The 14883-nt window shown below is 71.2% G+C and carries 13 protein-coding genes; 9 read left to right on the forward strand and 4 right to left on the reverse strand.

The window, feature by feature from the left end:
- Positions 1-55: 55 nt before the first annotated feature.
- From EDF42_RS06845 to EDF42_RS06855, 3 genes are read right to left on the reverse strand one after another with little or no spacing between them, the layout of a single operon-like run.
- Positions 56-985, reverse strand: a complete 930-nt coding sequence (locus EDF42_RS06845; protein ID WP_123671818.1) for a flagellar motor protein MotB — start codon at positions 983-985, stop codon at positions 56-58.
- A 2-nt stretch (positions 986-987) separates the two neighbouring features.
- Positions 988-1812 carry a motility protein A gene (locus EDF42_RS06850; protein WP_123339575.1) on the reverse strand — a complete coding sequence of 275 codons (825 nt, stop codon included), beginning with the start codon at positions 1810-1812 and terminating at the stop codon, positions 988-990.
- A 1-nt stretch (position 1813) separates the two neighbouring features.
- Positions 1814-2095: a flagellar FlbD family protein gene (locus tag EDF42_RS06855; RefSeq protein WP_123339574.1), complete on the reverse strand. Its 282-nt coding sequence runs from the start codon at positions 2093-2095 to the stop codon at positions 1814-1816.
- A 239-nt stretch (positions 2096-2334) separates the two neighbouring features.
- On the opposite strand from EDF42_RS06855, the gene EDF42_RS06860 reads away from it, so the two are divergent.
- The 6 genes from EDF42_RS06860 (at position 2335) to EDF42_RS06885 (ending at position 8154) form a co-directional block, all read left to right on the forward strand.
- A complete protein-coding gene (locus EDF42_RS06860) occupies positions 2335-3174 on the forward strand; it encodes a DUF4397 domain-containing protein (RefSeq protein ID WP_123671881.1) in 840 nt (279 codons plus the stop codon).
- 29 nt (positions 3175-3203) lie between these two features.
- On the forward strand, positions 3204-3824 hold the full coding sequence (locus EDF42_RS06865; RefSeq protein WP_221181005.1) for a class F sortase: 621 nt from the start codon (positions 3204-3206) through the stop codon (positions 3822-3824).
- 68 nt (positions 3825-3892) lie between these two features.
- Positions 3893-4438: an RNA polymerase sigma factor gene (locus EDF42_RS06870; protein ID WP_123671820.1), complete on the forward strand. Its 546-nt coding sequence runs from the start codon at positions 3893-3895 to the stop codon at positions 4436-4438.
- Positions 4435-5184, forward strand: coding sequence for an anti-sigma factor (locus EDF42_RS06875; protein WP_123671821.1), 750 nt, complete (start codon positions 4435-4437; stop codon positions 5182-5184). Before EDF42_RS06870 ends, EDF42_RS06875 begins: the two co-directional genes overlap by 4 nt.
- 108 nt (positions 5185-5292) lie before the next feature.
- On the forward strand, positions 5293-6861 hold the full coding sequence (locus EDF42_RS06880) for a UDP-N-acetylglucosamine 1-carboxyvinyltransferase (RefSeq protein ID WP_185002989.1): 1569 nt from the start codon (positions 5293-5295) through the stop codon (positions 6859-6861).
- Between the two features lie 147 nt (positions 6862-7008).
- Positions 7009-8154, forward strand: a complete 1146-nt coding sequence (locus EDF42_RS06885; RefSeq protein ID WP_123671822.1) for a DUF475 domain-containing protein — start codon at positions 7009-7011, stop codon at positions 8152-8154.
- 1 nt (position 8155) lies between these two features.
- Here EDF42_RS06885 and EDF42_RS06890 read toward each other — a convergent pair whose 3' ends face one another.
- On the reverse strand, positions 8156-9496 hold the full coding sequence (locus EDF42_RS06890; RefSeq protein ID WP_260235194.1) for an MFS transporter: 1341 nt from the start codon (positions 9494-9496) through the stop codon (positions 8156-8158).
- A gap of 216 nt (positions 9497-9712) precedes the next feature.
- Between EDF42_RS06890 and EDF42_RS06895 the strand changes: the two genes are divergently transcribed.
- From EDF42_RS06895 to EDF42_RS06905, 3 genes are all read left to right on the forward strand, one after another.
- Entirely contained in the window at positions 9713-12685 is a 2973-nt protein-coding gene (locus EDF42_RS06895) for a glycosyl hydrolase (protein ID WP_123671823.1), read from the forward strand.
- Positions 12682-13176, forward strand: a complete 495-nt coding sequence (locus EDF42_RS06900) for a MarR family winged helix-turn-helix transcriptional regulator (RefSeq protein WP_123339570.1) — start codon at positions 12682-12684, stop codon at positions 13174-13176. Before EDF42_RS06895 ends, EDF42_RS06900 begins: the two co-directional genes overlap by 4 nt.
- Positions 13177-13256: 80 nt before the next feature.
- A complete protein-coding gene (locus tag EDF42_RS06905) occupies positions 13257-14837 on the forward strand; it encodes a Na+/H+ antiporter (RefSeq protein WP_123292869.1) in 1581 nt (526 codons plus the stop codon).
- Positions 14838-14883 lie beyond the last annotated feature (46 nt).

Here is a 14883-nt window from a genome sequence, read left to right on the forward strand (position 1 = left end):
TCAGTGCTGTACCCCGTACTGGGGATGCGGGGTCTCCAGCCCCGTCGGTCGTGCGTCAGCCCTGGCGTGCTCCGTCCTGCGCCTTCGCCAGTGCCGGCATCAGCGCGCTGACGTCCTGGTCGGCGTTCGACAGGACCACGATGTCGACCCGTCGGTTCAGGGCGAGGTCCTGGTCCGTCCCGCCCTTCGCGAGCGGCCGGCTCGACCCGAAGCCCACGCTCTGCACGTGGTCGCCCGGCATCCCGCCACGCTCGACGAGGTCGCGCAGCACCCCGGTCGCCCGGGCCGCGCTGAGCTCCCAGTTGGTGGCGTACGGCGCCGTCGAGTTCCGCTGGTCGGCGTGTCCCTCGACACTGACGTCGTGGTGGCTCGTCTTCAGGACCGGGGCGATCGCGTCCATGATCGACCTCGCCTGGTCGGACAGGTCCGCGCTGTTCGTGCCGAAGTAGGTCTCACTGCCGACGAGCCGGACGATCAGGCCACGGGCGTCGACGGTGAACTGCACGTTCGCGGTCTGCCCCGCCTTCGCGAGGTTCTGCTTGATCGCCTGCTCGATCGCCGTGAGGTCGTCGAGCTCCTGCTGGGCGTCGGCGAGGTCCTGCTTCGTCGCGGTCACCGGCACGACGGTCGACGCGGGGTCGACGTTGGTGTCCTTCGTGCCGGACGACGCCGTCGAGTGGTCGGCCTGCGACTTGTCGGTCGAGTACCCGGATCCGTCCTCCACCTGGTCCTTCGTCACCACCGTGCCGCTGGCGGTGTCGACCTTCTGCGACTTCACCTCGCCGAAGCCCGTCGCCAGGGAGTTCTTCAGGGCGATGTACTTCTCCTGGTCGACCGTCGACATGGCGAACAGCACCAGGAACATGCACATCAGCACCGTGATCATGTCCATGTACGAGGCCATCCAGCGCTCGTCGGGGTGCTCGGCGTCGTCGTGGCCCTTCTTCGCACGACCGCGGCCACGGCCACGGGGGTTCGCGCTCATCGTCAGGCCGCCAGCTGCTGGTCGTCGGCGTCCGCGTCCTGCTTGTTCTTGCCGGCCTTGCTCTTCGAGGTGTCGGTGCGCGCTGCCGGCGGCACCATCGCCTTGAGGCGTTCACCGAGCAGGCGCGGCTGGCTGCCTGCCTGGACCGCGAGCAGCCCTTCCATCAGGAGCGTCTGGCGGTCCGACTCGAGCTGTGCGAGCTTCCGGAGCTTGCCGCCGATCGGCAGCCACATGAAGTTCGCGGTGAGCAGGCCCCACAGGGTCGCGACGAACGCACTCGCGATGAGGGGGCCGAGCTCGTCGGGTTTGCCGAGGTTCGCGAGCACGTGGGTCAGGGACACCACGGTGCCGATGATGCCCACCGTCGGGGCGAAGCCGCCGAGCCCCATGAAGAACGCACTCGCACTGCGCGTGGGGGCCGCGTTCGACTCGATCTCGTCCTCGAGCAGGATCCGCAGCTCGTCGCCGTCGGTGCCGTCCGCGATGTTCTGCAGCGCCTTCTTCATGAACGGGTCGTCGTGCTTGTCGGCCTCCTGCTCGAGGGCGAGCAGACCGTTCGACCGAGCCGTCTCCGCCAGGCCCACGACGTCGTCGATGACCGACTGCGGCGGGGTGACCTTGCCGGTGAACGCCTTCGGGACGGCCTTGAAGCTCGCGATGGCGTCCTTCAGCGTGGTGCTCGCGATCCCGCAGCCGATGGTGGCTCCGAACACGAGCAGCATCGGCGCGGGCAGGAACAGGCCGGCGAGCTCGACGTGCTCCATCTCGACCATGCCGAACAGGGCGCCGAAGGCGAGCAGGATCCCGATGATCGTCGCGATGTCCACGTCAGCGACCCCCGTCCTGCGTGCGGAGCGGAGCGACCGCGGCGAGCGTCGGCTGGGGGCCGGTGGCGTTCCGCGTGTTCGGCAGGTCGGTGCCGTAGGCCATGCCGACGATGCGGGCGCGGTACCCGGCGATCAGGTCGATGACGTCGGCCATGGACTCGCGGACGATGTACTTCGCCCCGTCGACCATGATGAGCGTCGTGTCCGGCGTCTCGTGGATGCGCTCCACGAGGTCGGGGTTGACAGCGAATGCGCTGCCGTTGAGTCGTGTGACGACGATCATGGCCCGTCCTGGTTCTCGATCGTCCCGCCGCCGTCCGTGGGGCGGGATGCTGCCCGTCCGTGGGCCTGCACGGAGGTCTATCGGCGGGTGGGGCCGGGGCGTTAGCAGCGGTCTGGCGGCGGCTCGGCTGATCCGCACGGATCCGGTGCATCCGATCGGGGTCCACGGCAGGTAGTGGGGGTACGACGTCGATGACGACGCCGTCCGCTCCGGCCCGGACCGGCCCGAAGGAGAACGCCATGCGCAAGACACTCGTCACCGGCCTGAGCGCCGGTGTGCTGTTCGCGGCCGCCGCGGTCGTACTGCCCGCGACCGCCGCGACCGCCGCCACCGGTGAGGCGACACTCTCGGTCCTCCACGCCGTCCCGGACGTCACCGTGGACGTGTACCTCGACGGGAAGCGGGCGATCGACGACTTCACTCCCGGCACCCTCGCCGGTCCGATGATGGTGCCGGCAGGTGCACACCAACTCGCCATCACCGCCTCGGACGCCGCCGACGCGTCGAAGCCGATCATCGGACCGGCGGACGTCTCGTTCGACGCGGGCGGCAACTACACCGCGGTCGCACACGACGCGGCGGACGGATCACCGACCGCCACGGTGTTCACCAACGACACCTCCGCCGTGCCCGCCGGCCAGGGGCGTCTCGTCGTCCGGCACGTCGCGGCCGCACCCGCGGTCGACGTCCTCGCCGGCGGGAAGGCCGTCGTCACGAACCTGTCGAACCCGGACGAGCAGGCACTGGAACTGGCGGCCGGCACGGTCTCGGCGACCGTCGCCGCGACCGGGACGACCGACCCCGTGATCGGCCCGGCAGACGTCGCGGTCACGGCCGGCGCCGACTCCATCGTGTACGCGTGGGGCAGCCTGGACGACTCGAACCTCGCGCTCGCCACGCAGACGATCTCGGACCTCGGTGGCACGCCGAACGGTGTCCCCGCCGGCAACGCGGGTCTGGTGGCCACGAACGGCCAGGCCGCTCTGCCGCTCGTCGGTGGTGCAGCAGCAGCCCTGGCCGCAGCCGCCGCGATCGGTGCCGTGCTGCTCCGTCGACGCACCGCAGCGGCCCGCCGCTGAACGTGCGGTCCCCAGTGCGGTCCGTCACGGTGACGGCCATCGTCGTCGCCGTGGCGGTCGCATCCCTGACCGGGTGCTCGTCGGCCGGATACGCCCCCGACGGGCAGCCGCCCGCCCTGCCGACGAGCACCCCCACTCCGGTCCCGACGGCGTTCTCGACCGCGGTGCCGCAGCAGGCAGCCACCATCCCCCCGGTCCGGCGCGCACCGGCTCCGACCGGCATCGTCGTCGACCACGACGGCATCAGCGCCCCCGTCCAGCCCGAGGGCGTCGACGGCAGCGGGGCGATGGGCCTCCCGCCCGACCCCGCGACCGCCGGGTGGTACCGGTTCGGCCCAGCGCCATCGTCACCGGAGGGCACCGTCGTGATCGCCGCCCACGTCGACGCCGTCGGGTACGGTATCGGACCCTTCGCCCGGCTCCGGGACGTCCCCCGCGGGACGACGGTCACCCTCACCGACGCTGCCGGTGCCGACACCCGGTGGCGGATCGACTCCGTCAGCACGCTCGAGAAGCAGGGCCTCCCCTGGGGAGACGTGTTCCGCGACGACGGACCGCGCCGACTCGTCCTGGTCACGTGCGGCGGCCGGTTCGACACGAGCACCGGACACTACGAGAGCAACCTCGTCGTCACCGCGGCACCGATCTGACCGAGGCGACCGACGGCCGCTTACGATCAGGTCGTGGTCGACGACGACCGCACCAGCGACAGGAAGACGTGACGACCATCCTCCCGGACGACGGCGAACTCTCCGACGCGTTCAGCGCCGGGGGCGAGCACGCCCTGCGCGCCGTCTACGAACGCTGGTCGTCGCTCGTGTACTCCTTGGCCCTGCGGGCGCTGTCGGACCCGGCAGCCGCGGAGGACGTCACGCAGCAGGTCTTCGTGAAGGCCTGGCAGCGGAGCGCCAGCTACGACCCTGCCAGGGGTCCGCTCGGCGCCTGGCTGGTCGGCATCACCCGCAACTGCATCGTCGACGCCCTGAACGATCGCCGTCGGCACGCCAGCGCAGCCGACCCCGAAGTCGTCGAAGCGACGACGCCCGCACCGGAACCGGCGTTCGACCTGGCGGAGCGCGCACTGGTCGCGGGCGAGCTCGACCGACTCGACGAGACACCGAGACGAGTTATGCGACTGGCGTTCTACGACGACCTCAGCCATCGTGAGATCGCCGAACGGCTCGACCTGCCGCTGGGCACCGTGAAGAGCCACATCCACCGGAGTCTGGCTCGGCTCCGAACACGTCTGGAGGTGATCGAATGAAGCACGTCGACGACGAGACCCTGGCGATGCTCGCGGTCTCCGACCAGGTGGCTGAGGACGACGTCGCCGAACACCTGGCGTCCTGCGCCCGGTGCCGCGACGAGGTCGCCGTGCTGCAGCGGGTCGCCGCCGTCACGCGGGCGTCCGACGACCTCGAGCTCATCGCGCCACCGGACCACGTGTGGGACCGGATCGCGGCCGAGATCGCGCAGACGCCGCAGCAGGTGACCGCCCCCGTCGACCAGCGGTCCCACGTCGTGTCCCGTCGACCCCGGTCGGCCACGCGTCTTCGTCGTCTCGTGACGGTCCTGATCGCGGGTGCCGGCGTCCTCGCGGTCGTCCTGGGCATCGGCGTGGCGACCGGCGTCGTCCCCGGGTTGCCCCGTGGGGGCACCGAGACCGTCCTCGCGAACACCGAACTCGCGGCACTCCCCGGCTGGTCCGGCACGTCCGGTACCGCCGAACTCGAACGCGACCGGGACGGGCGGGTGACGCTCGTGGTCGACCTGCACGGTGAACGCGGTCGATCCGGTACCGGTCCGCTCCGCGAGGTCTGGATGATGCGGTCCGACCTCGCCGGCCTGGTGAGCGTCGGCTACCTGGACGGCGACCGCGGCACCTTCACCGTGCCCGCCGACCTGGACACCGCGCGGTTCCCCGTGGTCGACGTCTCCGCCGAGGCGGACGACGGCGACCCGGCGCACTCCGGCGACTCGATCGTGCGCGGGACGCTGACCGATCCCTGAGCGTCTTCGTCCCCCGAATTCTCAGCTGTGACGTATTCGAGACCTCGGGGCGCGCAACGGGTGTCGTTCTCCAGTCCTTTTATCTCATGAGCGTGTTACGTTGGCGCCATGTCCGACACCACCACCGTCGTCTCGCCGGCCACCCCGGCATCCGCCGCCCCGCTCCGCGAGGTCGGTGCCCTCATCCGGGGCGCCCGCAAGGGCCGCAGCATGACCCAGGCGCAACTCGCCGAACGCGTCGGCACCAGCCAGAGCGCGATCAACCGCATCGAACAGGGCGGGCAGAACCTGTCCCTCGAGATGCTTACCCGCATCAGCGACGCCCTCGACCAGCAGATCGTCTCGATCGGCGGCGCCCCGCAGCGTGCCCACCTGCGCGTGCAGGGCGGCCGGAAGCTCAGCGGCTCCATCGCCGTCAACTCGAGCAAGAACGCCGCCGTCGCGCTGCTCTGCGCCTCGCTCCTCAACCGCGGCGTCACCCGCCTGCACAAGGTCGCCCGGATCGTCGAGGTCGACCGGATCATCGACGTCCTCCGCAGCCTCGGCGCGAGCGTCACGTGGTCCGAGGACGGCGAGACCCTCGAGATCGTCGCCCCGTCCGACCTGCACCTCGACGCGATCGACGCCGACGCCGCCCGCCGCACCCGCAGCGTCCTGATGTTCCTCGGCCCGCTCAGCGGCCGGTACGAGTCCTTCCGGCTCCCCTACGCCGGCGGCTGCGACCTCGGCACCCGCACGGTCGAACCGCACCTCATCGCGCTGCGCCCCTTCGGCGTCGACGTCGAGGCGACCTCCGGCTGGTACGAGGTCGGCGTCGCGAACCAGGACGTCCCCACGAAGTCCGTCGTCCTCACCGAGCGCGGCGACACCGTCACCGAGAACGCGATCCTCGCCGCGGCCGCCCGCGACGGCGAGACCGTCATCCGCAACGCCAGCCCCAACTACATGGTGCAGGACCTCTGCTTCTTCCTCGAGCTGCTCGGGGTGCAGGTCGAGGGCATCGGCACCACGACGCTCCGCATCACCGGCAAGAGCCGCATCGACGAGGTCGTGGACTACTGGCCGAGCGAGGACCCGGTCGAGGCCATGAGCCTGCTGACCGCCGGCATCGTCACCGACTCCACGCTCACCGTCACCCGGGCGCCGATCGAGTTCCTCGAGATCGAGCTCGCGACCCTGGCCGAGATGGGCCTGCGCTTCGACGTCACCGACGAGTACCCCGCCGCGAACGGCCGCACCCGGCTGGTCGACATCACCGTGCACCCGTCCGAGCTGCACGCCCCGATCGACAAGATCCACGCGATGCCGTTCCCCGGGCTGAACATCGACAACCTGCCGTTCTTCGTCGTCATCGCCGCGATGGCCGAGGGCACCACGCTCGTGCACGACTGGGTCTACGAAGGCCGGGCGATCCACCTGCTCGACCTGACCCGCCTCGGCGCGAGCGTCACCCTGCGCGACCCGCACCGCCTCGACGTCACCGGTCCGACGCACTTCTCCGGCGCCGAGATCAGCTGCCCGCCGGCGCTCCGGCCCGCGGTGGTCATCCTGCTGGCGATGCTCGCGGCGAAGGGCGAGAGCGTGCTGCGGAACGTGGGCATCATCGCCCGCGGCTACGAGCAGCTGCAGGAACGGCTGAACTCCCTCGGCGCGTCCATCGAGACGTTCCACGACTGAGGCGACCGCCTGCCCGCGTGACCCGACGGCCCGTCCCCGCAAGTGGGGACGGGCCGTCACCCGTTCTGCGCGGATCGACCCGTGCCTCCAGGCTGATGCGCAGGAGCGCTCCACCACCCACCCAGGCGACCGGTGCTGGATGGGGTGATGGCCACGAGATCGCTCTTGACCGTCCCCCTGCTCATCACCGTCGCGGCCGCCGCGGCGGCCTGGTTCGTCCTCGGCCCCGCCGCCGCCCTGGCGTTCGTCGCGCTCGCGCTCCTCGAGATCGCGATGGCCGCCGACTCGTCGGTGCCGATGGCCGGCATCGCCGGACGGCTGCACTCCCCCGCCCGACGGCTGTTCCTGTCGCTCGGGATCGTCGCGGGCGTCCTCGCGATGCGGCTGCTCCTGCCGCCGGCGGCGGTCGCGGTCGGCGACGCGACCGACCCCGCGAGCTCCGTGCAGGAAGCCGTCTTCGCGCCTGGCTCGTTCTCGGCGCACCTCGCCGAGGTGCGCCCCGCCCTCGCCGCCTTCGGCGCCGCCTTCATCTGGCTCGTGTTCGCCGAGTACCTGTTCAACACGGACCGTGCGTCGCGCAGGTCCTGGCTGGGCCGCCTGGAGGCCCGGCTCGCCGCCGTCGCGCGTCCTCGCGTCTGGTCGCTGGTCACCGCTGCGACGGGGGTCGCCGTCACGGCCGTCCTCGTCGGTGTCGACCGCGCATGGTCGCCGGGAGCCCTGCTGCCGGTCGTGCTCGGCGGTGCGGCGGGCATCGTCGCGTACCTCGGGTCGAAGCGCGTCGCCGCCTGGGCGCTCGACGGCGTCGGCTCGGACACCGCGTCGATCGGGGTCGGGCGGGGTGCCTGGCGGATCCACGCCTACGCGTCGACGGTGGTGTTCGAGCGGGGGCTCGTGGTGTTCATGCTGTTCGAGATCCTGGACGGTGTGTACAGCCTGTCCGGGTCCGGGACCCTCGGCGCCGACGGCCTCGGAGCGCTCGAACAGGCGGCGGTCGCCGTGGCGGCGATCGGTGTCGGTGCCGTGTTCCTGGCGCGGTTGACCTCGCGGTTGGACGAAGCCGCGGGGCTGGAGCGGCTGCGGTACCTGAAGGCCGGGGCGGCGTACGTGCTCGGGGTGCTCGCGGTGCTGCTGTGGGCGAGCCTGCTCGTGCCGATCCCCGGGGTCGTCGTCGCCTGGTTCGGCAGCGTGGTGATCGGTTCGGCGCTCGCGAGCTCGTTGCCGTGGCGGGCGTGGTGGCGTCGGGTGGCGCGGGGATCCGCGAGGTCGCGCAGCAGCAGCGGTCTCGCTCCGTGAGTCAGCGGTGGTCGCGGCGAGCGGCGGCTGCGGGAGCGTCATCGCGGACACCGGCGGCGAAGAGTGCCTCCTGCGCGTCGGCGAGGTCCTTGCCCTCGATCGAGAACGCGTCGAAGACCGCGTGCCGGAACCCGAGCCACCCGACCACGACACCGACCGCGACGAGCGCCGTGAGGATGCCGTACATGACCTCGGGGTGGTCGAGGAGCAGCGGGGTCACGAACGCCAGCAGCGCCGCGGCGATCCGGGCCACCGCGATGATCGTTCCCTGGACCGAACCGCGGAGCAACGTCGGGAACGACTCCTGCGACCAGACCTTCATGATCGCCTCGAAGGCGAACGCGTTGCCCACCGCGCCGAACGCGAGCATCGCGACGAGGGTCGGCAGCGAGAAGCCGAACACGAGCGGCAGGCCGTAGCTCACCACGAGGCACACGGCGCCGACGATGTAGAACGGCATCCGCAGCCGACCGTCGACGATGCGCATGAACCAGAACGCGAGCAGCATCCCGATCGGCACGCTGACCAGGTTCATCGTCGAGAAGAACGGCACCGACAGCCCGACGACGTTGACGGCCACGTAGGCGCCGAACTGCCCGCCGGTGTTCGCGCCGAGGTTCGTCAACGTGTAGAAGACCAGCAGGGACAGGAACGGCAGCAGGAAGATCCGCTGCGTCAGGACGTCGCGGATGCCGTGGCGGGCAGCACGGACGGTGTGTGCGCCCGCGGCCTTCTCGGCATGGGCGTCGGACCACGTGGTGGACTCCGGGATCGTGAAGCGCAGGACCATCACGAGGAGTGCGACGACACCGACGTGCGCGAACATGATCTGACCACCGGCGCGGCCGAGGTCTCCGACGCCCGCCGAGATGGCGTAGGTCGCCAGGATCCCGGCGAACCAGAGCACCTGGGAGAAGCCGACGAGCCCGCCCCGGTTCTCGTCGGTCGCAGCCTCGGAGATCGTCGCGAGCGAGACCGGCAGGTCCGCTCCGGTGCCGAGGCCGACGAGGATCGTGCCGATGAGCAGCCCCGCGAACGCCGGGCTCGCCACCAGGACCCCTGCGCCGACCACGGTCATGGCCATCGTCACGATGAACACCGCCCGACGACCGAACAGGTCACCGAGCCGGCCGCCGGAGAGCGCGCCGATCGCGATGCAGAACGTGAGCGCGCCGGAGAGCACCCCGATCTGCGTGCCGGTGATGCCGATCGACTGCTGGTACAGGACGAGCGCGGTGCCGGAACTCACGATCGCGGCCGCGTCGATGTACGAGGCCATCCCCGAGACGACGGCGACCCACCAGGGGTGCGGTCGCCGGGCGGGCTGCTGGGGTCGGTTCACTGCGTTCTCCCTTGAACGTCGGCCGAACACCGGATGAAACGGTTCAACCGGTCGGCGGCACTGTAGCTCGCCGAGTGCCGCAACCGCAAGGATCGTTTACTCCGCCTGCTGCCCACAGCCTCGCTGTTCGTTTCCTGAGGACATTGACTTCTGCGACTCCCAGAACCTACGGTCATCGCAGCGGCACCGTCGCCGCGCGTTCCCGAGGAGAACACCATGTCGATCGAGCACCTCGCCCGTGGCGTCGCCCATCCGGCCATCGAGTACCGTCCGGAGCTGCGGTGGTGGCTCGCCGAGGGGCTGCACACCGACGTGACCCTCCGACGCGAGGTCGACACCGCCCACGCACTCGGGTTCGGCGGCATGGAGTTCCTGGCGATGGACGAAGGGGCGATCGACCACGGCCGGTACGGCTGGGGATCCGAGGAGTGGGTGCACGACTCGCAGATCGTCGTCGAGGAGACCACCGCCAGGGGCATGTCGGTGAGCTTCACGTCCGGGACGAACTGGTCGAACGCGAACCTGCCGACGATCGACGCAGACCACCCCGCCGCTGCGCAGGAACTCGACGTCGTGCACGAGGACCTGCCCGGCGGGACGAGCCGCTCGGGTGCGCTCCGTCGGATCGACCTCGACGCGCCGATCGCACACACGACGCTCCCCGGTGAACGCGGGACGGTGCGCGTCCAGACGCTCGTCGCGGTGGTCGCGACGCGCGTCGTCCCGGACTCCGCCGGTTCCGGCGCCGCAACCGTGCTGGACCCCGACTCGGTGGTGGACCTGACCAGCGCGGTCACCGACGAGGCACTCGACTGGACCGCACCGGAGGGCGGCACCTGGCGGTTGTCCACGTTCTGGAGCCACGGCACCGGCCAGACGGCGTCACCGTCGGCGACGGTCAACTGGACGGTGAACTACCTGGAGCGAGCGGGCGTGGATGCCGTGATCGACTACTGGGAACACGTCGTCCTAACCCCTGGCCTCCGCGCCGAGATCGCCCGCAATCCCCGTGCCCAGATGTACATGGACTCCCTCGAGCTGTCGACCTACGGCGCCGGTGGCCTCTTCTGGGGAGCGCACGTCGCCGAGGAGTTCCGGACGCGCCGCGGCTACCCGATCACGCCGTGGCTGCCGTTCCTGACCCGCAGCGCTCCGTTCATGGCGTCGAGCACCACGTACCACGCCGAACCGGTGCCGGACCGGGCGGTCGACGTCGAGAAGGTCCGCTTCGACTACGTCCGGACGCTCACCGACCTGTACATCGAGAACATGCTGCGCCCGTTCGCGGCGTTCCTGCACGCCAACGGCATGACGCTGCGGTCCGAGATCAGCTACGGGCTGCCGTTCGAGTTGACGCGCCCCGGGCCGGAGGTCGACGGGATCGAGACGGAGTCGCTCGAGTTCGCCGCCCAGATCGACGCGTACCGGCTGCTCGCAGGGCCGGCGCACCTGTTCGGCAAGCAGTACTCGTCGGAGACCGGTGCGACGACCCGCAACCACATGCTCGACCACCGGTTCACCGACCAGATCGTCGCGACGCAGCTCGCCGCCGGCATCACGAAGACCGTCCTGCACGGCTGGGCGAGCACCACGGGCGCCGAGGGCGTCACGAGCTGGCCGGGACACGAGGGCATGTGGAGCATGTTCTCGGAGCGCTTCGACGCCCGGCAGCCCGCTGCCGAGTTCTACCCGCTCTGGAACGACGCGATCGGCCGGTACCAGTACGTCCTGCGCCAGGGACGCCCGCGGATCGACGTCGGCATCCTGCACACCGACCACTTCACCGACAACGCGTCCGGCATGGTGTTCCGCGACGCCGACGGTGGCCGCGTCCCCGACGAGGTCGCCTACGGCCAGTACTGGATGCGCGACCGGCAGAACCACTGGTGGCGCGACCTCGGCATGCAGGACGCCGGGTGGACGTACGAGTTCCTCGACGGGTCGCTGCTGCTCCGCGACGACGTGCGGGTGGACGGCGGCCTGGTGCAACCGGACGGCCCCGGGTACCAGGCACTGCTCGTCTTCCAGAGCGCGCTCGATGCCGACGTCGCTGCACGGTTGCTCGCCTGGGCCGAGGACGGCGTGCGGATCCTCGTCGTGCACGGCACGCGCGAGCTCAAGTCGCTGATCGCCGGGACGGACACGCACCACCCCCGAGCGGCCGCCCGCACCCCGGGCCTCGACGGGCGCGACGCCGAGCTCGCGGACACCGTCGAGCGGCTGCTGGCCCTGCCGTCGGTGACCGCGATCGACGACGCCGCCGACACCGTCGCCGCCCTTCGCGGCCTCGGGGTGACGGGCCGCGCCGAGTTCGTGACGGAGGACCGGAGCGTCCTGTCGCACCTGCGCGAGGACGGTGACCTGCTGCACGTGTACCTGTACCACTTCCTGTACGAGACGACCTCGGCCACCACCGTGGAGGTCGCGCTGCCCGGCACCGGCGCGGTGTACCGCGTGGACGCCTGGTCCGGCGCGGTGTTCCCCCACCCAGCCGCACGGACCGAGGGCGACCGGACGATCGTCACCGTGGACCTCGCGCCCGGTGAGACCGCGCTGTTCACGCTCGACCGCAGCGGGCCTGCGCGCGAGACCGCACTCGACGCCCGGCTCGGCGGACGGGCGACGACCGACGTCGTCGTCGAGATGACCGACTGGCGGATCGCGGTCGAGAGCTGGGACGCGGGCGGTGAGGAACTCATCACCGAGGACCGCGGCCACGGCTACGTCACGCGCGAGGTCCGGCCGCTGACCGACGTCCGACGACTCGACGCCGGTACCGGTCCGCTCCGTCCGTGGAAGGACCTGCCCGCCGTGGGACCGGAGGTCTCCGGGGTCGGCGAGTACGCCACGTCGTTCACCGTCGACACGGTGGACGACGACGGCGCCCGGTTCCTGCTCGACCTCGGGTCGACGGCCGGCGGGCTCGGTTCGGTCGTGCTCAACGGCGGACCGGCACGCGGGTTCGACACCTCGCACCCGGTGGTCGACGTCACCGACGACCTGCGCACGGGAGAGAACACGGTGGTCGTGCGGGTCGCCAGCTCACTCAACAACCGGTTGCTCGCCCGCGGGTACTACGAGGACGTCCCCGACGTCATCGCGCAGCTGCTCGGCGACCCCGACGCGGTGCAGACGACACACGTCCGCGACCACGGCCTGCTCGGTCCCGTTCGTCTGGTGATCGGATGACCCGTCGCGGCGGACGACCGAGCGGTGTGGACCTGCGCCCCGTCATCACCCCCGACCCGTTCGACATCCGGGTCGCACTCGCGGGCATCGTGCACTGGGCGGACAGCCCGCAGGTCCGGCAGCGCATGATGACCGCGATCGACTTCCCGGTGGCCGATCTGTCGATGTTCCTGGTGGTCAACCAGCTGACCTACCGCGGCGCGACGAAGCCGAGCGTGCTCGCGGGGGCGTTGGGCACCGGTCGTGCCAACCTCACGAAGATCGCGAACCGGCTCGAGGACATCGGGCTCGTGGTCCGGGTTCCGGCTCCCGATGACGACCGCAGCGTGTTGATCGCGCTCACCGCCGAGGGCCGCGGGTACGGCGAGCGGATCAGCGACCAGCTCAGCCAGGACCTCGATGCGGTCCTCGCCCACTGGGGTCCGAAGGACGTCGACGCCCTCCGGCGGGTGCTCGCGCGCCTGCGACACGACGCGGCGAACGGGTCCTGAGCCGAGCGTCGCTCCGGCACCCGTGTGCACGATCACCGTCGGCCGCGTTGACTGGAGTGTCGGTCGAACGAGGAGTGCACGTGCTGGGTCCTGAACTGGTGGTCGTCCTCGGCCTCGCCATCGCACTGACGGCGGGGATCGCGGACCGGATCCGGGTGGCCCCTCCGGTCCTGCTGCTCGTCTTCGGCGCTGCGCTGGCCTTCGTGCCGGAGTTCGCGGACGTCGAGCTGCCGGCCGACGCCGTCCTGCTGTTGTTCCTGCCGGCGCTCCTGTACTGGGAGAGCCTGACGACGTCGCTGCGCGAGATCCGGAAGAACCTGCGCGGCATCGTCCTGATGGGCACCCTGCTCGTGGTCGCCACAGCGGGCGCCGTCGCCGTCCTGCTCCACCTGCTCGGCATGCCGTGGGGTCCGGCCTGGGTGCTCGGCGCCGCCGTGGCCCCGACCGACGCGACCGCTGTCGGGGTGCTCACGAAGATGCTGCCGCGCCGCAACGTCACCGTGCTGCGGGCGGAGAGCCTGGTCAACGACGGCACGACCCTCGTCGTGTACGGCATCGCGGTCGCCGTCACGGTGGGCACGCAGGAACTCACGTTCTGGGGCGTGTCGGGGATGCTCGTCCTGTCGTACCTCGGTGGGGTCGCCGCGGGGCTCGCCGCGGCGTGGGTCGGCACGCTCGTGCTGCGCCGGGTCGACACCGTGGTGCTCGAGAACCTCGTCACGCTCCTCGTGCCGTTCGGTGCGTTCCTGGCTGCCGAGGCGATCGGCGCCTCCGGTGTGCTCGCCGTGGTGGCGGCCGGCATCGTCGTCAGCCAGGTCGGGCCGAAGCTCGACCGCGCCGAGACCCGGCAGCAGGTCCGCGCCTTCTGGTCGTTCCTGACGTTCCTGCTCAACGGTGCACTGTTCGTCCTGGTCGGCATCGAGGCGATGGTCGCGGCCCGGGCGCTGACGCCGTCCGAGCTGCTCCGCGCCGTCGGCGTCGTCCTGGCCGTCGCGGTCGTGCTCGTCGTGGTCCGGTTCGCGTTCCTCAACGCCGCGGGCGGCACCGTCTGGCTCGTCACCCGTCGGACGGGAGGCGCGCCCCGCGAGGGCCACCGTGACCGGCTCGTGAGCGGTTTCGCCGGGTTCCGCGGCGCGGTCTCGCTGGCGATGGCCGTCGCCGTCCCCCGCGTGCTCGAGTCCGGAGCGGACTTCCCGGACCGCGACCTCATCGTCTTCGTCACGGCCGGCGTGGTCGTCGTCACCATCGTCGGTCAGGCACTCGTGCTGCCGGCGGTCCTGCGGCGGGCCGCGCTGCCCGAGGACGAGTCGGTCGGTGAGGAACGTCGCTACGCCGAGCGGACCGCGATCGAGGAGGCCCTCGACGCCCTGCCGCGGCTGGCACGGTCGACCGGAGCCGACCAGGCCACCGTCGACCGGGTGCGCAAGGACTACGAGGCGCACCTGGACGTCATCCAGGCACGCGAGGAGGACGACGACGATCACCCGGCGGTGCAGCGGCACGACACCGCCGTCGCGCTCGAGCTCGCCCTGGTGCAGCACAAGGCCGCGACCCTGCTGCGGCTCCGTGACTCGGACGAGATCGACGACCTGGTGCTCCGCCAGGTCCGCGCCGGCTACGACGCGGAAGAGGCGCGACTCGACGGCATCACCCCCGCGTAGCGGAACACCGGACGGGGCGGTCAGACCGGTCGCGCGGTCAGACCGG

Source organism: Curtobacterium sp. PhB172, from assembly GCF_003752545.1.
Lineage (GTDB): Bacteria > Actinomycetota > Actinomycetes > Actinomycetales > Microbacteriaceae > Curtobacterium.